At 43.3% G+C, this 23,176-nt stretch carries 20 protein-coding genes; all 20 read right to left on the minus strand.

The window, feature by feature from the left end:
* Window positions 1–1,548: a F0F1 ATP synthase subunit alpha gene (atpA, locus tag ACSSWA_RS04260; RefSeq protein WP_437355323.1), complete on the minus strand. Its 1,548-nt coding sequence runs from the start codon at window positions 1,546–1,548 to the stop codon at window positions 1–3.
* A gap of 9 nt (window positions 1,549–1,557) precedes the next feature.
* Window positions 1,558–2,130, minus strand: coding sequence for an ATP synthase F1 subunit delta (gene atpH / locus ACSSWA_RS04265; protein ID WP_437355324.1), 573 nt, complete (start codon window positions 2,128–2,130; stop codon window positions 1,558–1,560).
* 1 nt (window position 2,131) lies between these two features.
* Window positions 2,132–2,677, minus strand: a complete 546-nt coding sequence (gene atpF, locus ACSSWA_RS04270; protein WP_437355325.1) for a F0F1 ATP synthase subunit B — start codon at window positions 2,675–2,677, stop codon at window positions 2,132–2,134.
* A gap of 33 nt (window positions 2,678–2,710) precedes the next feature.
* Window positions 2,711–2,929, minus strand: coding sequence for an ATP synthase F0 subunit C (gene atpE / locus ACSSWA_RS04275; protein WP_014854956.1), 219 nt, complete (start codon window positions 2,927–2,929; stop codon window positions 2,711–2,713).
* A 29-nt stretch (window positions 2,930–2,958) separates the two neighbouring features.
* Window positions 2,959–3,798 carry a F0F1 ATP synthase subunit A gene (atpB, locus tag ACSSWA_RS04280; protein ID WP_437355326.1) on the minus strand — a complete coding sequence of 280 codons (840 nt, stop codon included), beginning with the start codon at window positions 3,796–3,798 and terminating at the stop codon, window positions 2,959–2,961.
* Between the two features lie 6 nt (window positions 3,799–3,804).
* Complete coding sequence (locus tag ACSSWA_RS04285; RefSeq protein ID WP_437355327.1) at window positions 3,805–4,188, minus strand: hypothetical protein; 384 nt, start codon at window positions 4,186–4,188, stop codon at window positions 3,805–3,807.
* On the minus strand, window positions 4,181–4,420 hold the full coding sequence (locus ACSSWA_RS04290) for an AtpZ/AtpI family protein (protein WP_437355328.1): 240 nt from the start codon (window positions 4,418–4,420) through the stop codon (window positions 4,181–4,183). Before ACSSWA_RS04290 ends, ACSSWA_RS04285 begins: the two co-directional genes overlap by 8 nt.
* Window positions 4,404–4,772, minus strand: coding sequence for a bactofilin family protein (locus tag ACSSWA_RS04295; protein ID WP_437355329.1), 369 nt, complete (start codon window positions 4,770–4,772; stop codon window positions 4,404–4,406). Before ACSSWA_RS04295 ends, ACSSWA_RS04290 begins: the two co-directional genes overlap by 17 nt.
* Window positions 4,773–4,780: 8 nt before the next feature.
* Window positions 4,781–5,626, minus strand: coding sequence for a M23 family metallopeptidase (locus ACSSWA_RS04300; RefSeq protein ID WP_437355330.1), 846 nt, complete (start codon window positions 5,624–5,626; stop codon window positions 4,781–4,783).
* 37 nt (window positions 5,627–5,663) lie between these two features.
* Complete coding sequence (locus ACSSWA_RS04305; protein ID WP_437355331.1) at window positions 5,664–6,704, minus strand: glycosyltransferase family 9 protein; 1,041 nt, start codon at window positions 6,702–6,704, stop codon at window positions 5,664–5,666.
* A complete protein-coding gene (locus tag ACSSWA_RS04310) occupies window positions 6,692–7,567 on the minus strand; it encodes a lysophospholipid acyltransferase family protein (protein ID WP_437355332.1) in 876 nt (291 codons plus the stop codon). The genes ACSSWA_RS04305 and ACSSWA_RS04310 overlap by 13 nt, the downstream gene beginning before the upstream one ends.
* 2 nt (window positions 7,568–7,569) lie before the next feature.
* Window positions 7,570–8,928: a GWxTD domain-containing protein gene (locus ACSSWA_RS04315; protein WP_437355333.1), complete on the minus strand. Its 1,359-nt coding sequence runs from the start codon at window positions 8,926–8,928 to the stop codon at window positions 7,570–7,572.
* Between the two features lie 135 nt (window positions 8,929–9,063).
* Window positions 9,064–10,092 (minus strand): PorV/PorQ family protein, encoded by a 1,029-nt coding sequence (locus tag ACSSWA_RS04320; protein WP_437355334.1) that lies wholly within the window; start codon window positions 10,090–10,092, stop codon window positions 9,064–9,066.
* 20 nt (window positions 10,093–10,112) lie between these two features.
* Window positions 10,113–13,394 (minus strand): T9SS type A sorting domain-containing protein, encoded by a 3,282-nt coding sequence (locus ACSSWA_RS04325; RefSeq protein ID WP_437355335.1) that lies wholly within the window; start codon window positions 13,392–13,394, stop codon window positions 10,113–10,115.
* Between the two features lie 31 nt (window positions 13,395–13,425).
* On the minus strand, window positions 13,426–16,434 hold the full coding sequence (locus ACSSWA_RS04330; protein WP_437355336.1) for a TonB-dependent receptor: 3,009 nt from the start codon (window positions 16,432–16,434) through the stop codon (window positions 13,426–13,428).
* Window positions 16,435–16,824: 390 nt separating this feature from the next.
* On the minus strand, window positions 16,825–17,148 hold the full coding sequence (gene trxA, locus ACSSWA_RS04335) for a thioredoxin (RefSeq protein WP_437355337.1): 324 nt from the start codon (window positions 17,146–17,148) through the stop codon (window positions 16,825–16,827).
* Window positions 17,149–17,160: 12 nt separating this feature from the next.
* Window positions 17,161–18,303, minus strand: a complete 1,143-nt coding sequence (locus tag ACSSWA_RS04340) for an acyl-CoA dehydrogenase family protein (protein WP_437355338.1) — start codon at window positions 18,301–18,303, stop codon at window positions 17,161–17,163.
* Window positions 18,304–18,318: 15 nt separating this feature from the next.
* Window positions 18,319–19,140 carry an enoyl-ACP reductase FabI gene (locus ACSSWA_RS04345; protein ID WP_437355339.1) on the minus strand — a complete coding sequence of 274 codons (822 nt, stop codon included), beginning with the start codon at window positions 19,138–19,140 and terminating at the stop codon, window positions 18,319–18,321.
* Window positions 19,141–19,224: 84 nt separating this feature from the next.
* Window positions 19,225–22,686: a DNA polymerase III subunit alpha gene (gene dnaE, locus ACSSWA_RS04350; protein WP_437355340.1), complete on the minus strand. Its 3,462-nt coding sequence runs from the start codon at window positions 22,684–22,686 to the stop codon at window positions 19,225–19,227.
* A 14-nt stretch (window positions 22,687–22,700) separates the two neighbouring features.
* Complete coding sequence (gene dut / locus ACSSWA_RS04355; RefSeq protein ID WP_437355341.1) at window positions 22,701–23,156, minus strand: dUTP diphosphatase; 456 nt, start codon at window positions 23,154–23,156, stop codon at window positions 22,701–22,703.
* Between the last annotated feature and the right edge of the window lie 20 nt (window positions 23,157–23,176).

Raw genomic sequence — 23,176 nt, forward strand, 5'->3', positions numbered from 1 at the left:
TCAGGATTTATTGAATTTTTGTAAAAATTCGTCGGCTGCTTTTTTAAGCAGTTCGACCGTGTCTTCTTTAAGTTCTTTTGTGGAACGAATATTTTCATAGATCTGGGGATATTTCAATTCCACATATTCATGAAATTCTTTTTCGAATCTTTTTATGTCTTTAACTTCGATAGTTTCGAGATAATCGTTGGTTCCGATAAAAACGCTTACAATCTGTTTTTCAACCGGCAGCGGCGCATATTGTCCTTGCTTCAACAATTCGACAAGGCGTTCGCCTTTAGCCAGCGTTCTTTGAGTGGCTCTGTCGAGGTCGGAGCCGAATTTAGCAAAAGCTTCCAATTCGCGGTACTGAGCCAAATCGAGTTTAAGCGAGCCGGCAACTTTTTTCATAGCTTTGATTTGAGCGTTGCCGCCCACGCGGGATACCGATATACCGACGTTGATAGCGGGACGAACTCCGGCGTTAAACAAATTCGGTTCGAGATAAATCTGACCGTCCGTAATCGAAATAACGTTCGTCGGGATATACGCAGAAACGTCTCCCTGCTGAGTTTCGATAACCGGCAAAGCCGTAAGACTTCCGCCGCCGAGGTCTTCGCTCAATTTCGAAGCGCGTTCCAACAAACGGGAATGGAGATAGAAAACGTCTCCCGGATAAGCCTCGCGTCCCGGCGGTCTTCTCAGAAGAAGCGACAATTCTCTGTAAGCCGCGGCTTGCTTCGATAAGTCGTCGTATATTACAAGCGCATGCCGTCCCGTATCTCTGAAGTATTCGCCCAGCGCCGTGCCTGCATACGGAGCAATATATTGCAGAGGAGCAGGCGTTGAAGCCGGAGCCGAAACGACCGTCGTATATTCCATTGCGCCGTTTTCTTCGAGCTTAGCCACTACCTGAGCGACCGTTGAATTTTTCTGCCCGATAGCTACATAAATACAATAGACGGGTTTAATGCCGTATTTTTTGGCTTCTTCCGTATGAGTATATTTTTGATTAATAATTGTGTCAATTGCAATGGCAGTTTTACCAGTCTGACGATCTCCGATAATCAACTCTCTCTGTCCGCGTCCGATCGGAATCATCGAATCGATAGCGGTAATACCCGTTTGGAGCGGTTCTTTAACCGGCTGACGTTGAATAACGCCGAGAGCCTTTCTTTCGATCGGAGCGTATTTTTCGAACTGAATAGCTCCTTTGCCGTCGAGCGGCTGACCGAGAGGGTCGACTACTCTGCCGAGAAGTTTATCGCCAACGGGAAAAGAAGCAACGCGTTTTGTTCTTTTAACCGTATCGCCTTCTTTGATTAAGCTCGACTCGCCGAAGAGAACGCAGCCAACGCTGTCTTCTTCGAGGTTGAGCACCATTCCGATAACGTTGTTGGGAAATTCAACCAATTCGCTCGCCATTACTTTCGACAATCCGTAAATGCGCGCAATACCGTCGCCTACCTGCAATACCGTTCCGACGTCATAAACTTCAACTTCGTTATCGTAGCCGGCAAGTTGTTTTCTTAAAATTGCCGATACTTCGTCAGGTCTGATTTCTACCATTTTTCTTTCCTAATTGTTCGATAAACTAATATCTTCGGATAATTTTTTTCTGAGGCGTTCCAATTGGCTCTTTACCGACGCGTCGATAATAGTATCGCCGTACTGAGCCTGGAATCCTCCCAATATTTTTTCGTCAACACTGTAAGAAGGAATTACATTTTTACGAGTGACCCTTTCGAGATTTTCTTTCAACTGGTTTTTCAAATCCTCGGGAATTTCCACTGCGGTAGTCACTCGCGTTCTAAGAATTCCTTTTTTCTCGTCGTAGAGAGAAAGGAATTCGCGCATAATTTCTTTGAGAATATCCTGCCTGTTTTTTTCAAGAACAAAATCGATAAAATCGATAATGAGCTTCTGAGTTTTATTTTCGAAGATCGAATGCAGAATCGCTTTTTTATCGGAATGTTTGACAACGGGATTTTTCAGAATCGCTCTTAGTTCTTTGGAAGCTTCAAGCGTATTATAAACCAAACTTACATTTGAAGCCGCTTCGTCGAGCAAAGCCTCGTTGTCTTTAGCTTTTTCGAGCAACAGTCCGAAAAGCGAATTAGCATAACGATATGCAACTCTGTAAACGCTCATATCAGTTCTTCGACAGGTCTTCCAGATACTTGGCTATAATTTTCATTTGTTTTTCTTTATCGAGATTCTCTCTTAAAATCTTTTCTGCCGCCGAAACGGCAATATCGGCAACCTGGTCTTTCAATTTGGAAAAAGCCTCCGCATTTTTACGTTCAATTTCCTGAGCCGCTTCTTCGATCATTCTTTTTGCCTGTTGTTTGCTGTCTTCGAGAATTTGTTCTCTCAATTTATCGGCATACTGGCGTCCCTGCTCAATAATTTTTTGAGCTTCGGCTTCGGCTTTTTTGAGATTTTCTTTGTTTTGCTCGAAGAGTTTTTCAGCTTCGATTCTTGCTTTTTCCGCTTTTTCGAGAGATTCCCGAATAAAATTTTCCCTTTCATTTAAGGAATTAAGAATCGGTTTCCAAGCGAGCTTCTTTAAAATAATCAACAACAGAGCTACGGTTACGAGCGTCCAGATAATTAGTCCGGGATTAACGTCAAGAGGACTGCCCGGAGCTTCGCCGGCGCTGAAGAGAAGCAAACCTAAAGTCTTTCCAAGTATCATTATAAATATTCCTTAAATAAAAAGAGCAAAGAATTATTTAAGCGCCAGAAGAATACAGATAACCAGCGCAAAAAGCGAAATACCTTCGATTAATGCGGCTGCAATAATCATAGAAGTTCTGATGTCGCCTGCCGCTTCGGGTTGACGACCGCTGGCTTCCATTGCGGAGCTGGCTAATTTACCGATGCCGAATGCACCGCCGATAACTGTTAAAGCTGCTCCGAAACCGGCTGCTAAGTATGCGAAATCCATTTAATTCCTCCTTTAATATCTGTTATTAATTAATGTTCCTGATGATATGCCATCCCGATAAACAAGGATGAAAGCATAGTAAAAATATACGCCTGTATTAAAGCGACCAGAATTTCCAGCAAATAGATAAAGAGAGCAAAGGCAACCGATACAGGCACAACGATATATGTTTTAAGAATAAAAATTAGTCCCAATAACGCCAGAATCACAATATGTCCCGCAGTCATGTTGGCAAAAAGACGAATAGCCAATGCAAACGGTTTTGTAAACAATCCCAATATTTCCACAACAAACATAATCGGTATCAGCCAGAACGGAATACCGTGCGGGATAAGCCCTTTAAAATAACCGAAAACGCCGTTTTTAATCATGCCGCCGACCTGAATTACAATAAACGACATTGTAGCCAGAGTAGCAGTTACGGCTATATTGCTTGTGGCAGTGGCGGCATAGGGCACCAGCCCCAGAAAATTACAAGTAAGTATAAAGAAAAAGACGGTTAACAGATACGGTAAGAATCTCTCGTATCCGCTTCCGATCGTGGGACGCGCAATTTCATCGCGTACGAAAACGACCAGAACTTCCATCAAATTTGAAATTCCGTGCGGCACTTTCGATTTGCGGTAGGCTTTCGAAACTTTCCAGAAGATCAAAATCAACAGCAACGCGGCAAGCCACATAAATACTACGTGTTTCGTAATCGACAGATCGATACCGAAAAGATGGATTTCCGGCAGATGGATAACGCCAAAAGGCTCGAAATCGAGTTCCCTTGAATCGAGTATATGGTGCATTATCCAGCCGGAATCATTTCCTCCCGATTCCGCCGCTTTTAAAGTGTCCGTTACTGCAGAGGTATTATACCACATAATGAATCATTTGCCTTTTATTGCGTCCGCTTTCGCCTTTACGGCTTTTATCTCTACTATCAAAAACAAAATATACCATATAAAGAATGCAAATATAAACCCATATTTATCAATTTTCAAGAATTTTAAAGAAAGAAAAATCAGGAGCAAAACAAAAACCATCCTGAAAACCATTCCTCCGAGGTTATAAAGAAGGAAATTTTTGTTAGATTTACCGTCCGATTTTTTATATAAAATCGAGAAAATAATAAAATTTGCCAAAACGATTCCGCTGGGCGTCATAATTGAGATAAAAAGACCCGTATCAATCGTATCCGTAAGGAAGAGAACAATTACCGCCAGATTCAAAATTAGATAGAGAATCAATATATTTTTTGTCGATTTAATCATTATTTTTTTTCTTGTTCAGAGTCATAACAGCTTTAATAAAATTATAAACGCCGGCAAATCCCCCGAAAAACGAAAAAATTATCGTCAGCCAGGGATGTAAATCGAATTTTTTGTCGAGCCATCTACCCAAAAAGAACATTAAAATAATAGTGGCAGCCAGTTGCGTACCCAATCCGAGATACGGACTGACATTTTTATAGGTCTCGGTCAGTTTATTATTGTTTTTTTTCATCCGTTTGTTTTGAGGCATTCATACTGCTGTTGCCGTCGAAAACCGCTCCTTCTTCCACAATCAACACTCTGGAGACAATATCGCCTTTGACTACTGCTTTCGACTCCAGGCGTAATTTTTCGGCAGCCATTATTTTGCCTTCCACCTTTCCGTTTGTAATAACGTTACGGGCTTTAATTTCCCCGATAACCTGCGCTTGTTCGCCCATAGTTAAGTTTCCGTTAACGGAGAGATTCCCTTTAACTATTCCGTCAATTCTTACATTCCCCTCGCTGTTAATATTGCCTTCTATTTTCACTCCGTTACTTATAATGCTTACTTCTTCTTCATGAATTTCCTTTTTCAATGCCATAGGGTCTCCTATTTTATTTGAATATATTTTTCCGGGTCGACCGGTTTGCCTTTGAACCAGAGTTCAAAATGGAGGTGCGGTCCCGTAGTCTTCGTGCCGGAGTTTCCGCTTAGAGCGATTAATTCGCCGGCGACCACATATTGTTGCGGTTTCTTCAAAAGAGCTGCGCAATGCTTGTACATTGAAATATAATCGTCGTCGTGTTGAATAATCATTGTGTATCCGTATTCTATCGTATAATCGGCAAAGACTACCAATCCGCCAGCGGCGGCATAAACCGGCGTTCCTTCCTTTAAACCCAAATCGAGTCCCAAATGCCCTTCGGCGGGATTGAATTTATTCGTAATAACGCCTCTTGCAGGCGCGAAAAAAGAAATCGATTTGTCGGTATCCGTCTTCTCTTCTATAAATTTAGAGTATAATAACGAAAGCGCTTTCAGAATATTGCCTCCCGGCTCGATTTTTCTTTTAATATTCTTCCTGAGGGAATCGTAAAGAGCCCGCGTTGTATCGGAAGAATCGGCGTTTGCCAGCATCATGGCATATTTTAATTTATCGTTCGTCGACGCTATCTTTTCAAGTTGAGACGTAAGAAAATTTACTTTACCCTGAAGTTCGTTTATCTTTTCGCGCTGTAATTTAAGTTCCTGATTGTCCAGAACAAACATAAAATTTTTGAGAGGAGTTACAGAAAGTATAAAAATCAGAAAGAACCAGGCTACGACGGTATAAATAAAAACATACGCGCTTGCGCGGAGTAAACTGAGCTTGTAGGTCTTTGTGCCCGAATCGGGAATGTTCGGGGTAAGCAGGAAAAAAATTTTTTTCAGTTTTTTAAAGTTAAGCCAGTTCATCAATAGTTCCGTATAAACACGTTCTTAAAATAACAATTTAGATCGATTTTTGCTTTTGAATCAGAAGACGTTCCGTTTCGTTAATAATTAATTCCGGATCGAGCAGATGTCCGCAATCGAACGTTTTAATGGGGCACGACTTATGCCCGTGGATGCCGCACGGTTTGCATTCGAGTCCGTCGTAAGAAACAACCGAACTGAAACGCGTGTAAGGATAAAAACCGAAATCGGGTATTGTAGAACAATAGACGTCAACAACGGGCGTATCGGTTGCCATTGCCATATGCACCGGAGCGCTGTCGTTTGATATCAGAGCGTGGCAGTTCATCAGCAACGCAACGCTTTCAACCACAGTTAATTTTCCCGCCAATGAAATTAGATCCGATTCCCCGTAACCCTCGCTCAGTCTTTCACAAAGCGGAACGTCTTCCCCGCCGCCAATCAAAATGACAAAATAATCTTCTTCAATTAGCATTTTTATCACTTCGTCGAAGCGCGGATATCTTTTGGTAAACCAGACCGAACCCGGCGCTATACAAATTACTTTCCTTTCCGAAGAAGGCAAATATGATTTTATTTTTACAAATACTTTTTCCTCAATTGAAAATTCCGGAAATATTTTCCAGGAATCGTCTCTATTATCAAAACCGGCAAGTCTGAGATTCCTTTGAACTTCGTGAACAGCTTCAGCGTATTGAGCTTGGTAATTATATACAAAGCTCATTACGGCTTTATCGAATCCCGACCTGAATCTTATTCCCGACATCAATGCAATTAGCGACGAACGAAAAGAACGGTGAGGCGAATAGAGTCGTGTATACTTCCTGTTTCGTATTTCTTTAACTACTCGAAACAAAGCTTTCAACGACCTGTCCCTTCTTTTATCGTATAAAATAAGGTCGTTCACATATGGCGAGCTTTCAAAAATTTGTTTTGATTGTGGAATTGTAAGAACGTCAATAACGCTTTCGGGAAAAGTATCTTTTAATTTCTGAATCAGGGGGAGCGTCAGGATTGAATCGCCCAGAAAAGCGGTTTGAATAACCAGTATTTTTTCGTTCCCGTTCAGTATTTCCATATTTTATGCATCCAGAAATACTGGGAAGGATATTTTCTCACGTAGCATTCGAGAAAAGATATGTAATTTTGAGTTATGGCAATTACCTTATCGTCGTAACTTCCTGTCAGCGCATCGTAATCCATTCTATTGGCGTAGATTTTATATTTGAAATCCGGCTGGCGAACGGCAACAAGCAACAGGATATCGCAGCCGGTTTTTAGCGCGAAAGCTGCGGCGCCCGTATTCAAAGCCGTCTGCACATTAAAGAATCGGAATCTGGGCGCGTCTGCCGGTCCTCGCTGGTCGCCGGCAATACCAACCACTTCGCCGTTTTTCAAAGCGCTGAAAATTTGCTTTACCGAAAGCCCCACGGGAATAACCTTTGCGTTGCCTCGCTTTCGCGTGCGTTCGAGCCATTCGGTTATATAGATATTCCTCTGAGGTTTAACAAGGACATTATAAACGGCTTGAATATTTACCGCCAACGCCGACATAATTACTTCCCAATTTCCGAAGTGACCGGTCAATAAAATCGTTCCTTTATCGTTTTTAATTACTTCCTCGATGTGCGATCTGTCGTCAAAGACAATTTCGTTTTTTATTTCGGAATCTTCGAGTGAGGGTAAAATCATCAACTCGGCAAATGTAATCGACATGTGAAGATAGTTTTGCCTGGCTATTTTATGAATTTCTTTTTCGGATTTTTCAGGGAAAGCCTTGCGTAAATTGTTCAGAACCGTCGATTTCCTGACGGGTATAAGATAATAAAACAGATAGCCGATTAACCGCGCCAATTTTCTGGTACGAATAAGACCTATATTATTAAAAAGCGTTACCAGACTTCTGAAAAGGAAGTATTCGATTTTATTTTTGTCGGGCATTCTTATTGAGTGGTTCTTAATCTGTATTGCCAGTTGTCGTCGCGAACCTCGCCGCGTTTGTCGGAATGGAGCAGTTCGTAATTCCCGAAACCGGTTACGTCGCCGAATATAAAAGTAACGCCTCCTTCTATTTGATTATAGAACCAGACTTCGTACGGTTTCATATTCGACTGGTTGGGGTACCTGTCGCGTTGGTCGGGTTCGCCGTAAACCAGATAGACTCTTCCGCGGTCGGTAAGATATCCCGGACGCGAATAGTAGCTGAAATTTTGATTAACGTATTCGACTCGCCTCATATAATCTTCTTTGAATTCATTAATTGGCGTAGACGGGTCGGGATCTCTTCGTTGCCAAAACGTATAGAGGAATTCACGTTTGCCGTTTAAAGAATCGAGCTTTTTATATTGATTAATTTCATTGCCCGAAGCTATATATTTTATCTGGTCGAACATTTTATCGCAATCTTCTGCGTTCATTATAGCAAATTCGCTACCCGCAAATCCCCGGTTAATTCTGTAATTAGTAGTAGTATCGACAAAATCCGGATTATAATAATAAAATCTTTTCGACGATATGTAACCTTCGTTTGTTTTGTTGTCGACCAAACTTAATTTGAGCGTATAGGAATCGGTAGGCAGTTTGGACAGATTAAAAAATCCGATATCCACCGTAGGTTTATCGTTCTGAGCGATTTTCCTCGACTGTCCCCCTACTTTATTTCCAATACCGTTGAAGAGCTCTTTGTAAAGAGTAAAATCGGCGTTCGGGTCGTCAAGTTTCAAATTGTATAACTCCACATAATAAAAAAGCACAGGCATTTTATTGCTGAAAATCATCGAGGGATTCGGAATTACTTCGAGCGTGTTTTTATAGAAAATCGAATTCGGGTTGGCTCCTTCTCTTTTAATGTTTGCGGCAATCTGAATATCGCTCAAAGCGTATTTATAGTTATTAAAGGGAACCGCCTCAATAATCTCGTTGATTTCTTTATAAAACGAAGGCTTGTTCGCGTCGTAGGCTTTTATATATAAAGAATACTTTCCTTTTGGGATAACCATACCTACAACGCCGGTATAAGACTTCAGACTATTAGCGGTATCAACAGTATTAGCAATTTTCCAGTCTCTCTGAAAGAACAGAGTATCGGCGTTCAAATCTTTAATTTCAATATGAACGATCGCTTCAATTTGGAGGTCCTCAGTAGCGGTCATTTTCGTCGGCGTCAAGTCGTAGTAAAATTCCACATAAACAGAAGACGTGTCGTATTTGAAGCGCGCGTAATCGAACTCGAAAGCCAGCTCGTCCTGGGCATTAATTTTAATAACGAATAGAAGTATAAAAATCGAAAGTAATTTTTTCATTACCGGGTAACCTCAATAATAATTTTCATTGTACATATTTAATGAAATGAAAATAGATAATCAAATTTTCATGTTCTATTTAAAAAGCAGAAGCCCTCTCTTCGAGGGCTTCTTGAATTAATTTATGCAGTCGAATCAAAGTCCTAAAGTCACAGTAAATACATGGTTGTCGTTGAAGAACTTCATTTGTCTGAAAGCGTAATCGAGTTTTAAGCCGAGACCGCCCATATTGTAGTTGATACCGAAACCGGCGGACAAACCGTAAGTATTGCTGTCGCTGTCGAGTTCCGGCATGAACATATAACCGCCGCGGATGAAGAACAGATTGTTATAAGCGTATTCTGCGCCGAATCTGTATTCGTCGCCGTAGAAGTTGCTGTTCTGGAAAACGCCGTTCACGATCAAAGAGTTGGTCTCGTTAAACTGATAATTGTAACCCAATGCCAGTTCCAGAGTCGACGGCAACTCGAAGGATGCAGCGTCGATTTTGTAATACTGGGTAGGTCTCGAAAGATCAGTCGAAATAGCTTTTACGTTAAGACCGCTGCCGTCGTAGTCCATTTGAGGACCGAGGTTTTTCAACACAACGGCAAAGCTCAAGCCGTCGATATTTCCGAGGTTTTGATAGGAGATACCGAGGTTAAAAGCAATGCCCGTAGCGGAAACGAGGTCTATTTTTTCGGATACTATATTAGTAGTAAGACCGACCGAAATACGATCGCTCAGCATTCGAGCATATGTCATACCGACAGTGATGAACGAAGGGCTGAAAGTTTGACCTGTACCGTCTGGATTCTGAACCGTAGTAACCGGGATATCGCCGACTGCAATTGATTTAATTGAGAATGCGAGAGCTCCGAGTCCTTCGATGTTTGTCGAAACTGCGCCGTATTCCACATTAATATCTGCAAAGTAGTTCATATGAGAAAAGAGAGCATAAGTATTATACTCGCCGCGGGCCAAATTTGCCGGGTTCCAATAGAGAGCTTCAACGCCCGTAGCATCGACTAAAGTAGCTCCTGCCATCGACACGCCGCGCGCGCCGACGGGAACCAGAAGCTGGGATGCCCCGGCAGTTCCATTACGACTACCACCGCCTGCAAAGAGGCTGCCTGCGGTGAATAGTGTTAATAGCACTAATGTTATTAAATTTATTTTTTTCATTTTCAATCTCCTTCAATTTTTTAGAATCGATCAAGAATTTGCTGTTCTTGAATTATAGCGACTTTGAGAATCTTGGTTTTTCCTAAATCCGGCATATCGATATGTACTACGTACAATCCGCTTGCTACCGGAAGGTCACTTTCATTGTTGAGATCCCATCTGAAGAATTGATCAGGCGTATCTTTATGGAGCGTTCTAACCAGCTGACCGGCAAGGTTGAATATACGGATTGTGGCTTTTTGCGGTAAGTGGTTGAACGTTACGAAACGCTGATACTTGTTGATTTCCTGCGGATTGACTCCGTAGTACGGGTTCGGGAATACGTTGATATCTTCAACGTCTTCCTTAGCCAGTTCGGGATCGTTCACAACTGAAGGAGCCTTGAAAGTATATTTATCTTCTGCACTAATAGGTTTATTATAGTTAATTCTGATTACGGTTCCTGCCGGTGGCATCTGTCCGTCGCCGTCAAATTCACATACGATGAATCTTCCGATCGGATAAACAAAACCGCCGTGGAAGTCTGCGTTATAATCGCCGGCATCCGGATCCGTGTCAAACGCATAGTTGTATGTAGCGCCTGCGCCTCCTGATTGCAGACACGAGTTTTCAAATTGCAGATATCCGGACTGACCGGGGGTTTTGTCTTTCGGATCCATCCAATAGACCCAGTCGGAAGCGGGGTAACCGAAATACGGATCTTCTCCGGTTGCCCATCCCCATTGGTCGGACGTTTCTACATTTTCAACTAAGAAAGGTATCATTCTAACATCGTCGGACGGATCGTCTGGCGTTCCGATACCGATGTTCCAGATTTCAAACGGAACTTTAGCGATTTTATCGTCTGTAAATGCAAAAACTGCATAACCGCCGTTTTCGGTAAATCTGAATTCATAATCATACGGAGCAGCAAAATCGACATAGCGATAGAGACGATCGATAGTGCCGCTGCCGCCGCCTGCCGATACGTAATATCTGTCGCCGCCTGTAGAGTTCAAACTGTGCCATACTTTGTTTCCTTTATACGGAGCGCCTGCGGCGTCGTATTTCGAAGGATCGAGCGGAGCGCCTGCATATGCAACTTCCACCATACCGTCGCCTTCGCCGGGTCCTTTAATCATAGCGGGAGCGTCCTGAACTCCGATCTGGATACCGTCAACGATAATAAATTCATCATCGTCGCCAAAGTGTGTTTGATTCGAAAGCACGGTCTGTCCGTTTTTCAAAACGTTCCAACTTTTGTTACCTTCCGCATCAACATTGAAAGTAACTGTATATTCGGCTCCCGTTAATTTAGTCGGGTCTACCACTACAGGAGTTACTATACCGTCGCTAAATCCTGCCGAATGGGTAACGTCCAGAACCTGACCGGCTTCTCCTTCGTAACGGACGCCGGGTTTCGGAGTTTGCGGAACTACTTCAATAACGTTCATCGGATTTTCAAGCACTCTCGGTACAGCTTCGGGATCGGGATTATAGGCATAAGCTGTAACTGCGAAGTAATATCTGCTGCCGTTATTCAAAGGCAAGCCGCCTTTGAAAACGTCGTTTTTAATGCTGATATATCTTTTAATTCCGGAATCGCTTCCGAATTTAACAACGCGGTCCAAAACAACGCCCGCCGTAGCGTCGAATTCTTTGTCCGTAATTTTAAGCACACCGTCGACAATATCATAAGTGGCAATCAAACGAGCTTCGCTTGCTTGAGCGGTTTTTGTTGGCAGCTGGTATACACAGTAGCCCTGGAATTCGAAGCCGCCTTTGGAGTACGATTCTGTGGCGTTAACTTTTGCAGGGTCGCTTCCCCATGATAAAATAACCTCTTCGTCCATCTCAGCTACTGTAACCGAAGGAGCCGGAGGAGGCGTTGGAACGTTAAAGAAGTTGTCGTAAGCTAACTGAGCCTGCAGGTCGTAGAACTTCAACAACTGAACAGCGCCCAGTCTGTCGACGCCTTCAACAGCGCCGGCTGCAATTTCGGCAACTACAACTTCCTGAGTGTCGCCGTAAGCCATTTCAAACGGACCGGAAACAGAACCCAACCGGCGGTCTCCCGGCGGATGGAGCATACCGTCAATCCAGCCGGTTCCCGTAATTGGATCGCCTGCCAATGTAAATTTAGTAGGCTGACCCGTAGTAGGATCCGTAAACGGATCGCCTGTAGTGGAAACTCTTCCGCGGAAGAGATTATACCACTGCAGTGTACCTGTTTCATAAAGACCCTGGTCGGGGTCGCTGTATACGTTGTCGCCGTTAATGAAGAAATAGAAAGCCGTCATCGGCAAGTTTTTCTTACCCTGAACATATTTGCCTTTATAGATAGCCACGTCGTCAGCTTCGCCGTCTACAAGCGGTCCCTGGAAAAAGTCGAAACCGACAGCCGGAGGCGGAAGCGGATTATAAACTGCGTCTGTAGCGTTAGCGTTGTAAGCATAACCCAAGCTCAATGTGGTATCGCAACCGACATAGTCGTCTCCAGCATCGCCGACGTCAGGATCCGACCACATTGACACGTACATTTCGGTAAAAGGTTTTTGATCAGGATTTTTATTAATAATGATATACTTACGGAAGAACATATTTCCTAAAGCGCCGGTTGCATTGTACCCCCAGATTGTCACCTGTTCTTCAATACCCATCGGAAGCGAACCGTACATAAAGTCGGTTTGAGCGGGATCCAAGTCGTTACATACGAACCAGATTGTTTGGTCTGCGCCCGGTACGCCGGGAATGTCGACTGCGGGATTATATTGTCCGTTTCCGTCGACGTCTTCAAACGGAGCGCCCTGGCTTGCAGGCCATTCGTTCCAGTCTTTTTCGTACTGAGCTCTGATAGCTTCGATCGAAGGACCGTCGCCGTCAGCCAACTCGGCACTTAAATCGCCGTCTTTATAGTCTCTTCTTACACGATAGATTCTTACATCGGGATCGCCGGGATTAGCGGGAGTGCCGTCGGGTAAAATTCTGCCAGGTACGGTTCCCTGGCGATAAACCGAACCGCCTACGCGGAACTGACCGTCTACTTTACCGCCCCAAAGGAAACCCGACTGGAATACTGCCGTTCTGTTACTTCCTTTCGGGAAAACGAATCCGGAGTTGCCGTTTTGATTGATATCGGATTCGCCGTCGTTTTTAATCCAAGTAGAGATATTATTGATATTGAATTTTGTATAAACGGGTTCGCCTAACGCTTTGTAAAGAGAATTGGCTTTTTTATCGCCTCCTCCCTTGGCAAAGGTTAGCGCGGTAAACGCCAACAACATCAGCGTTAAGTTAATTAGTTTAATTAATTTTTTATTCATGTTTTACTCCTCTTTTTTTCAAACTTTATGATTAGTATTCCAATCTAACACCTAATCTAATCTGACGAGGCGGTCCGTACATTAAATTAGTAGCCGCACCCGGTACTCCGCCGTATCCTTGCTGATAATCGACATTGATAGCTTTGTACAAGTCAATATATTTTTCTCCGTAAGTTGCAATCAACTGCTGCGACAATTCGGGGTTGTAAATCACACCGTCGTCTTCAGGAGAACCTGTCCTCAGGAATACGTTGCGTATGTTGAGATTATCGAAGAGATTAATCACATAAACGTAAACGTTCAACGAAAGCTTATCCATAAGTCTGAATGTCTTGTCGATTCTGAGGTCTACCTGGAATTCGCCCGGTGTCGTGGATGTGTTCAACGCTTCGATCGGCTGACGGAAACGCGCGTCGGATTCCGCATTCAAGGAACCGATACCGCGTGTAAACGGGTGACCGCTGTTGAACATTGCAAGTACGGAGACTCCGAAATCATGCAACAGAGCCGGACCGTCGTTCGGACCGAATCGATAATCAACATTAACATTTCCTCTCAATGCCTGGTTGTAGGAAAGTGGACTGATATACTTCGGAACAAAGATTGTGACACCGTCAAGAGGAGCGCCTACAATACCGCTGTTCGAATACGGATTAGAACCGGTACCGCGAGCATCCTGGAACGACAACGAAGCGTTCATTGCCAGTCTTTCGTATCTTCTCATATTCAAAGTAATTTCAACGCCTTTTGTCGTTGCATAATCGCCGTTTGTCAGCACGTTATAGCTCTGGAATGCGGAATTACGGTCTGTATTTTGGAGTGTAAATTGCACCTGATCTTTTATGTCTTTATAGTAACCGGTAATATCGATCGACATGAAGTCTGTCAATTGTTGTGTAAATCCTAATTCATACTGAGTTGTTCTCGTAGGTCTGAGATTGAAACCGGCAGGCTGCGGAATAAAGAAACCGCCTTTGATCTCGAATCCTACTCTGTACAAACCGCGGTAAGCTGTATTCAAAGCCGGCTGCTGAATAAATTTACCGAACTGAGCGTGAAATACCGTTCTGTCCGTTACAGGAAACGAGAAACCTAAACGAGGGCTAACCGCGCTAAAGGTTGGCACTTTTTCCCAGCCTTCTTCGTACAATTCGCCTGTCGTGGCATTTATACCCAAGTCTGGTTTTGCAGGATCAACCAATTTAAGATTGTCGATGTCGATATAGTCAAATCTAACACCCGCGTTGATAACGAGGTCTTCATATTCGATTCTGTCCTGAATGTAAGCGGCAGCAAAGACAGGTTTGTGAGGAGCGTCGAAGAAACCGTCGTCGACTTTATTGCCGAATACATCGTAACCGTAATTATTAACGCCGCGAGTAATAAGAAGCTGACGTTTGTATGCGTTCAACGAAGCTTCGGTACCGTCGTAATTAGAGGAATTGATAAACTGATCAACAGATGCTGCAAGTCCAACCTGTGAAACAGTGCCGAGCGACCAGTTTCTTAATGTATAGGTTTGATATTCGCCGCCGACTTTAAACGAATGATTTTTACCGACAAGGAACGATAAAGACGCATTAAGAGAAATTCCCTGTCTGTCGTTCTTTCCGTAACCAACAGGAACCGTTCCGTCTCTTACAAAATCGAAACCGTATATATTTGCATAAGTCGGACTTACATATCTTCCTACTACTCCGTTTGCAATATCTTTTGCCGTTCTCGGAATAGTCCAGCCGGCTTCGGCATTAGCCACGCTGTCGCCGTATACCCAGATATTCGAACCGAGTCCCGGCGTATATTGTTCGTAATTGGAGAAATAATAACCTGCGGATACTTCATAATACATCGAAGGAGTAAGCACATGAGTAATTTTCAGGTTTAATGCGCCGTCGTTCGATTCGTATTTACCTCTTCTTGTTTGAAGCAAATCCTGAATAGCGCTGTAAGCCGAGGTTGCGCCGTTTGCAGTTGTAAAAGTGCCCGAGAGTCTTATCAATACTGGCTTCAAATCAAAATTCAGCGTACCCGTATAAGTAATAAATTCGCGTTGTTGTCCTTTAAGAGGACCTGCGGGGTAATAAAAATCAATTGTATCATTTGAAATCGGGTCGCTTATGACTCCGAGATTCATTCCCGGCCAGGGCTGCGGTTCGGGATCTCTGTCGTATCTGTAATTAACGTTTGTAAAGAATTTAACTCTGTCTGAGAAGAGAGGACCGCTTAACGTAGCGCTTTGTTCATTGTATCCCCACCAGTGAGCGCCGAGACGCTTTTCGCCGTCGAATGCGTCGCTTTTGCTCTTGAATGTTACGTTGTCCGTAATATATTCATAGCTTGCTTTAAGTTGAGGTCCGCCGGATTTGAATTGTTGACGAATAATACCGGCATTGGCGCCGCCGAATTCAGCGGTATAACCGCCCGCCTGCACCTGAATTTCTTCCAGAGCGTCCTGCGATATAGTAACGCCTCTTCTACCTGTAATTGGATTCTTAATAGAGACACCTTCCAGATAATATCCGACTTCGTCGTTACGACCGCCGCGGATGTAAATTTCGCCGTTCTGTAAAGTAACGCCCGCGGTCAAACCGATAATATTGTTAACGCCGCGCACCGGCAAAGCTTGAATGTCTTCGCTTGTAGTTACGCGTATAGCGTTTGTGTTATCTTTTTGAATCAATGGTTTCTGGGCGACAATTTCAACCGTGCCCACCTGTATGTCTTCGCTCGGCAGTTCGAAATCGAGTTCAGTAGTAAGGTCGGCGCTAACGCGTACGTTAGAAACCGTAACGGTTTGATAACCCAGATATGAAGCTCTGACTTCATAGACGCCGGGTTCCAGGTTGATTAGCAGATATTCGCCGTTTGCATCCGTTGCAGCGCCGATCGTTGTTCCCATAACGATTACGTTGGCGCCGATTAACGGGTCTCCGGTTTGCATATCTACTACTTTTCCTTTAATCCTACCTCTTGTTCCCGCCGATAGCAGCGCAGGAATAAGAGTAAGAAATAGCAAAAAGTATAAAATTCTTCGATGCATACTTTACTCCTTAATTTGTTGGTTTATAAAAGAAAGGATATCTGAAAGGTAATTCAGTAAACATAACTTGCAATAGCTACCTCCTAATTTTGTGAGAAAAAGGAATTTATTTGAAAATCCCAACAAGCCCTAGATAAGAGAAATACACTTAAAAGCTCCTTTTTCGCTTTGCTTTATAATAAGCGTTACTAATATAAAAGAATAACTTTAATTTTGTCAAGCTAATTATAAAGTATTTTCGAAAATAATTACACAACCGTACAAATTTATCTACTCGATACTTAAGTATCAATATTTTTTTGACAAACAACTTTAGAACACAGAAAATAATTCTTTTTGATTTAACTAAGTAAGCTATATTAAAACGTTTTTCTTAATAATTTTATTTTACTATCCCAAAAGTTTTTCTAATTTTTCCACAAAAACGCTTTTCGGGACGGCTCCTATAACAGTGTCTACCACTTCGCCGTTTTTAAAGAAGAGCACTGTAGGAATGCTTCTTACGCCGTATTTGATTGCCGTTTGTTGATTTTCGTCGACGTCGAGTTTGCCCACTTTGACCTTGCCATCGTATTCTTCGGCAAGTTCTTCGATAATCGGCGCAATCATTCTGCAAGGTCCGCACCAGGCAGCCCAAAAATCGACTATTACAGGTATATCCGATTTCAAAGCCTCCGCTTCGAAATTTCCATCAGTAAATGTAAATGGTTTCATGACTACTCCTTTTTATATTTTACCGTTTTTCTTTAAAACATGACGGGCTATTATACCCTTTTGAATTTCATTAGTGCCTTCGAATATTCTGTTGATTCTCGAATCGCGATAAAACCTTTCAATCGGCATTTCGCGCGAGTATCCCATTCCTCCGTGAATTTGCACGGCGTAATCGGCAATTCTGTCGAGCGCTTCGGAACAGAATAATTTTACAATTGCCGATTGATGCGAAATGTCTTTTTTCAAATCGTAATCGACCGCGGTACGATACACCATCGATTCCATTGCGTAAATGAGAGACGCCATTTCCGAAAGCATGAATTGTATAGCCTGGAAATTGGCAATCGTAGTGTCAAATTGTTTTCGCTGTTTTGCGTAACGAGTGGAAAGTTCGAGAAGTTCCTTTGAAGCTCCGAGACATGCGGCTCCGAGTCCGAGTCTGCCTGCGTCCAACGTTTTCATGGCAAGTATAAAACCCCTGCCTTCCTGACCCACCATATTTTCTTTCGGAATTCTTACGTTGTCGAACGTAATCGGATTTGTGGAGCTGCCTTTAATGCCCATCTTCTTTTCGGGAGGTCCTGCGGAAAATCCCGGCCGGTCTGTTTCGACTATGAATGCCGTAATTCCTTTTTCGGTTCTGGCAAAAACCGAAACTATGTCCGCTATTCCCCCGTTTGTAATCCAGAGCTTCTCGCCGTTGATCACCCATTCGTCGCCGTCGAGATGAGCGCGCGTTTTCAGATTAAACGAGTCGGAGCCGGCTTGAGCCTCAGTCAAACAAAAAGCTCCGATCTTCTCGCCTTTTGCAAGCGGGGTCAGATATTTCTGTTTCTGTTCTTCATTTCCGCCGAGATAAATTACATTTGCGCCAATCGATTGATGAGCGCCGATAAAAGTCGCGGTCGACATACATCCGCGCGCTATTTCTTCCTGCATAATACAATATCCTACTTCCCCGAAACCTCCTCCGCCGTATTCTTCGGGAAATGAAATACCGAGCAATCCCAATTCTCCCAATTTTTTAATCAGGGCTTCGGGAATTTTTTCTTCGGCGTCGATTTGCGCAGCAATCGGTTTGATTTCGTTATCGACAAAATCCTTTACCATGCTGCGGAGCATATTTTGCTCTTCAGTAAAGGCGAATTCATTCATTTTAACGTCCTGTATCTATTTATGGCTTGATTTATCGCCGATATAATTTACTATGTATTCGCCGCCGTCGACGCCGATCACATTGCCCGAAATCCAGTCGCATTTTTCGTCGCATAGAGCTACGATTGCTCTGGCTACATCTTCAGGCGTAGTGAGTCGTTTTTGCGGATTTTTTTGTTCAGCCGAGTAGAGCATCTTATCGAAGTTCGGAATTTTACGCCCTGCGGGAGTGTCGGTTACGCCCGCCATTATAGCATTGCAAGCCACTTTCATGCTTCCAAGTTCAACGGTCAACTGCCTGATATGAGATTCCAGCGCGGCTTTTGCCGCAGATACCGCTCCGTAATTCGGAATTACGGTGTGCGAGCCGGCGCTTGTCAATGCAAAGATACGTCCTCGCTCGGCAAGTAGGTTCCGGAATACTAATCCTTGAGTCCAGTAAACAAGCGAATGCGCCATAACATCGAGAGTCATACTCATTTGAGCGGGAGTTATGCATTCGGACGGACTCGAACCGATATAAGGTTTGAGAGTTCCGAAAGCCAGAGAATGAATCAACACATGAACTTTATCGCTCTCTTTATCGGAGGCAAAGCGTTCTTTGATTTCGTCGAGCGTATCGTTAATTTTAATGTGGTCTGCTGCGTTTATATTAAAGAAGACGGCTTGCTGTCCTTCTTTTTCAATCTTCTTAATAATTTTATGAACATTAGGCATTGTCGCCTGGCGGTCGAGATGAATTCCGAAAATACTGTAGCCGGCTTTAGCCAACTCGACTGCAGAAGCGCCGCCAAAACCGCTCGAAGCGCCTAAAATTAATGCCCACTTCTTTTTCATTTACCTTCCCCTAATTGTTAGATGTGGTGCAAACTTAAGAAAATGAAAAAACAATTCAAATCTTTCTTAATTAATAAATTTTTATTATGACGTTATGTAAATAACGTTATCGGCGCCCAGAAGTTTTAACAATTCCTCAATTAACTCGTCGTTCAGTTCAATTTGATAGTCGATTATGTAATCGGTATGATTGCCGTTGTCTTTAATTCTGATAATGACGGGAACATTGCCGCTGAATTTATCAAAAAGATTATGCAGTTTATCAACCGTCGTTTCGTCGTGCGTTTTCGAATTCAAAATAATACCGAGCCGTTTAGTCAATTTTTTTCTCGCTTCGGCAAGGTCGTAAACTTCTTCCACTTGAAGTTTAACGGCGTCGCCGCTGCTTTCCGCCTTTCCGATAATAATAACCGTCGATTCGGATTCGATCAATTTTCCGAATTCTTTGAAGGCTTTCGAAAACATTATACACTCGCAGCTGCCGTAATAATCGTCGAGCCGGAAGAAAGCCATCTGATTGCCATTCTTATCGGTCTTGATATTTACGTTCGTAACTACTCCGCAGGCTCTTACGATATCCTTCGGTATCGAATTGGGTTCGGCGTCGAGTTGAAAAGTCGCAAACGACCTGTATTCGATATCGTATTTGTTAAGGGGATGGTCGCTCAGATAAAAACCGAGCACCTGCCTTTCTTTTGCAAGTCTCTCTTTGCTGTCCCAGGGTTCGACGTCCGGTAATTGAGGTTCTTCATATGTAAATTCTTCGGAGGCGTCCGCAAAGAGGCTGTTGGAATGCGATTCGCGCGCGTTCTTGATTTTCGCGCCGATATCGATGGCTTCCTCGATAGCCGCAAAGTGTTGAGCGCGAGTCCCTCCGAGGGAATCGAAAGCGCCCGCCAGCACAAGTCCTTCAATAGCTCTTTTATTTACAATTCGAGTATCTACGTGAGAGCAAAAGTCGTAGATGCTTGTAAAATCTCTGCCCAGACTTTCGTGCGCTCTTTTGATTTCTTCAACTGCTTGAATGCCGACGTTTTTGATTGCCGCCATTCCGAAAATTATCTTTTTGTCTTTAACCTGAAAATTAACCGTAGGATGATTAATATCCGGAGGCATCACTTCAACGCCGAGCTTACGGCAGTCGTCGAGAAGAATTGTAATTTTATCTGTATTGTCGAATTTATTCGAAAGATTGGCGGCAAGAAATTCTTCCAAATAATGAGCTTTCAAATAAGCCGTTTGATAAGCCACAACGCTGTAGGCGACCGCGTGACTTTTGTTAAATCCGTAATTTGCAAATTTGTCGATAGCTTCGAAAATCTCTTCTGCAATTTTTTTATCGATATTATTTTCAACGGCGCCTTTGATAAATTTATCGCGCTGCTCTTTCATTGCCTCGAGGTCTTTCTTGCCCATTGCCCTGCGCAGTAAGTCGGCTTCGGCAAGACTCATCCCCGCGACTTTATTTGCAATCTGAATTACCTGTTCCTGATAAACGATAATGCCGTAAGTTTCTTTTAGGATCGGCTCGAGCACCGGATGCAAATATTTAATTTCTTTTCTGCCGTGTTTCCTGTCGATAAAATCGTCGATATATTCCATCGGGCCCGGGCGATAAAGAGCGTTCATTGCCGCAAGGTCTTTAATGCTGTTCGGTTTCAGTTTGCGCAAGTATTCTCTCATCGGAGCCGATTCAAATTGAAAGACCGCCGTCGTTTGTCCTTTGCCGAAGAGTTCAAAAGTTTTTTCGTCGTCCGTAGGTATGTTCTCAATATCGATTTCAATCCCGCGGTTTTGTTTTACGAGGTCGATTGTATCTCTGATAATCGAAAGCGTATCGAGACCGAGGAAGTCCATTTTAAGAAGTCCGGCGTCTTCAAGGTCTTTCATATTAAATTGCGTAACGGTAGCGGTTTCGCCCTGGTCGCCGTAGATGGCAAGCGGTACGTAATCGCTAACGTCGCCCGGCGTAATCACAACTCCGGCGGCGTGTTTCGAAGCGTTGCGGTTCATTCCTTCGAGAATTCTGGCATGTCTTATCAATTCCTTCATCATCGGGTCGTCGGTTTTATTAAGCCACTTTAATTCCGGCACTTCTTTCAACGCCTGGTCGATCGAATAAACTTTTCCGAATTTCGAGGGAATATATTTGGTGATATTATCCACCTGAGGAATCGGAATTTTCAAAACGCGGGCTACATCTCTGATAACCTGTTTTGAAGACAAACGGTTGAAAGTAATAATTTGCGCTACCGAATTTTCGCCGTATTTTTCTTTGACATAACTGATGACTTCGCCCCTTTTATCGTCGGCAAAGTCGACGTCGATATCGGGCATCGATCTTCTTTCCGGATTGAGAAATCTCTCAAAAAGCAAGTCATATTCAAGCGGATTAACGTTCGTAATGCCGAGTACGTATGCAATAAGACTGCCGGCGGCGCTCCCTCTTCCCGGTCCGACCGGAATTCCCCGTTTCCTGGATGCGTTTATAAAATCCTGAACTATCAAAAAGTAACCGGCGTAACCCATTTTAATGATTACGTCGAGTTCATATTTCATTCTGTCTTCTATTTCACGCGTAATCTTTTTAAATCTTCTGTGCAAACCTTCATAAGCCAGTTGAGTCAAGTAGTCTTCGAGCGTTTTTGCTTTGGAATCTTTGGGTATCGGAAAGATCGGATAATGGTGCCCTTTGAACTCGAGTTTCAGATTTATCTTTTCTTCGATTTCGAGCGTGTTTTCGATCGCGCCTTTGTATTTGCCGAAGATTTTTTTCATTTCGTCGGCGGATTTGAAATAAATCTGATCCGTGCCGTACCTCAATTCTTCATAATTCGAATTGCCTGTTTTATCGCCGAGCATTATAAGAATATTATGAGAAATCGAGTGTTCTCTTTCGATATAATGAGTATCGTTTGTGGCTACCAGTTTAATTCCTAGTTCGTTTGCCAGTTTAGGCATTCCTTCGAGTATCGGCTTTTCGATATCGATGCCGTGGTCCTGGATCTCCAGGTAAAAATCTTCCCCGAACAATTCTTTCAGTTTAATCGCCGTATCTTTTGCTTTATCCCATTCGTGGTTTATAAGCGGTGTAGAAATTGGACCTGCAGGACATGCGGAAGTGCAAATCAAACCTTCCTTGTATTTGGTTAAAATTTCCCAGTCGATACGCGGCTTATAATAAAATCCTTCCGTATGACCGATGGTGGAAATTTTCATAAGATTTTTATAGCCGACTTCGTTTTTGGCAAGAAGCAGAAGATGGTTATAGTGCTTCGAGCGTTTTCTGCCGTCGGCGGCGTCGGCTTTCTTTTCGAACCGGCTTTTTTCGAAGTCGACATAAGCTTCCATCCCGATGATCGGTTTGATTCCGGCTTTAACCGCCTTTTTATAAAATTGAAGCACGCCGTACATAACGCCGTGGTCGGTTAATGCCACAGCGTGCATGTCGTTTTTAACCGCCGCTTCAATCAGGTCTTCGACTCTGCAGGCGCCGTCCTGCAAACTGTAATGCGAGTGATTATGAAGATGTACAAAATCCGACATCAATAAACTTCTCCTTATTTGCTGCCCGTGTGCCCGAAACCGCCTTCTCCCCGTTTGCTTTCGGTAAGTTCTTCGGTTTCGAGAATATCGGCATAATAAACTTTTGATATAACCATTTGCGCTATGCGGTCGCCGCGGTTTATCACAAAATGCGTTTCACCAAAATTAAAGAGAATCACTTTAATTTCGCCTCTGTAATCCGAGTCGATTGTGCCGGGGGAATTCAGAACTCCGATACCGTGCTTCGCCGCCAAACCGCTGCGCGGTCTTATCTGAATTTCGTATCCTTCGGGAATTTCCGCGCGTAAATTTGTCGGCACCAGCGCGACCCTTCCTTTTTCAATCACCAGTTTGTCTTCTACGGCGGCTCTTAAATCGAGTCCGCTGCTTCCCGGCGTGGCATAAACGGGCAATTCTATGTCGTTAAATTTTTTGTCTATTCTTTGAATTTTAATTTGAATTTTGTCCACAATAGTTCCACAATTTATTG

This window comes from Melioribacter sp. Ez-97, from assembly GCF_051488665.1.
GTDB lineage: Bacteria > Bacteroidota > Ignavibacteria > Ignavibacteriales > Melioribacteraceae > Melioribacter.

What these genes read in the sequence shown, in the direction of transcription:
- atpA (WP_437355323.1), bottom strand. Translation starts at nt 1,548, where the DNA reads ATGGTAGAAATCAGACCTGACGAAGTATCGGCAATTTTAAGAAAACAA.
- atpH (WP_437355324.1), bottom strand. Translation starts at nt 2,130, where the DNA reads ATGAGCGTTTACAGAGTTGCATATCGTTATGCTAATTCGCTTTTCGGA.
- atpF (WP_437355325.1), bottom strand. Translation starts at nt 2,677, where the DNA reads ATGATACTTGGAAAGACTTTAGGTTTGCTTCTCTTCAGCGCCGGCGAA.
- atpE (WP_014854956.1), bottom strand. Translation starts at nt 2,929, where the DNA reads ATGGATTTCGCATACTTAGCAGCCGGTTTCGGAGCAGCTTTAACAGTT.
- atpB (WP_437355326.1), bottom strand. Translation starts at nt 3,798, where the DNA reads ATGTGGTATAATACCTCTGCAGTAACGGACACTTTAAAAGCGGCGGAA.
- ACSSWA_RS04285 (WP_437355327.1), bottom strand. Translation starts at nt 4,188, where the DNA reads ATGATTAAATCGACAAAAAATATATTGATTCTCTATCTAATTTTGAAT.
- ACSSWA_RS04290 (WP_437355328.1), bottom strand. Translation starts at nt 4,420, where the DNA reads ATGAAAAAAAACAATAATAAACTGACCGAGACCTATAAAAATGTCAGT.
- ACSSWA_RS04295 (WP_437355329.1), bottom strand. Translation starts at nt 4,772, where the DNA reads ATGGCATTGAAAAAGGAAATTCATGAAGAAGAAGTAAGCATTATAAGT.
- ACSSWA_RS04300 (WP_437355330.1), bottom strand. Translation starts at nt 5,626, where the DNA reads ATGAACTGGCTTAACTTTAAAAAACTGAAAAAAATTTTTTTCCTGCTT.
- ACSSWA_RS04305 (WP_437355331.1), bottom strand. Translation starts at nt 6,704, where the DNA reads ATGGAAATACTGAACGGGAACGAAAAAATACTGGTTATTCAAACCGCT.
- ACSSWA_RS04310 (WP_437355332.1), bottom strand. Translation starts at nt 7,567, where the DNA reads ATGCCCGACAAAAATAAAATCGAATACTTCCTTTTCAGAAGTCTGGTA.
- ACSSWA_RS04315 (WP_437355333.1), bottom strand. Translation starts at nt 8,928, where the DNA reads ATGAAAAAATTACTTTCGATTTTTATACTTCTATTCGTTATTAAAATT.
- ACSSWA_RS04320 (WP_437355334.1), bottom strand. Translation starts at nt 10,092, where the DNA reads ATGAAAAAAATAAATTTAATAACATTAGTGCTATTAACACTATTCACC.
- ACSSWA_RS04325 (WP_437355335.1), bottom strand. Translation starts at nt 13,394, where the DNA reads ATGAATAAAAAATTAATTAAACTAATTAACTTAACGCTGATGTTGTTG.
- ACSSWA_RS04330 (WP_437355336.1), bottom strand. Translation starts at nt 16,434, where the DNA reads ATGCATCGAAGAATTTTATACTTTTTGCTATTTCTTACTCTTATTCCT.
- trxA (WP_437355337.1), bottom strand. Translation starts at nt 17,148, where the DNA reads ATGAAACCATTTACATTTACTGATGGAAATTTCGAAGCGGAGGCTTTG.
- ACSSWA_RS04340 (WP_437355338.1), bottom strand. Translation starts at nt 18,303, where the DNA reads ATGAATGAATTCGCCTTTACTGAAGAGCAAAATATGCTCCGCAGCATG.
- ACSSWA_RS04345 (WP_437355339.1), bottom strand. Translation starts at nt 19,140, where the DNA reads ATGAAAAAGAAGTGGGCATTAATTTTAGGCGCTTCGAGCGGTTTTGGC.
- dnaE (WP_437355340.1), bottom strand. Translation starts at nt 22,686, where the DNA reads ATGTCGGATTTTGTACATCTTCATAATCACTCGCATTACAGTTTGCAG.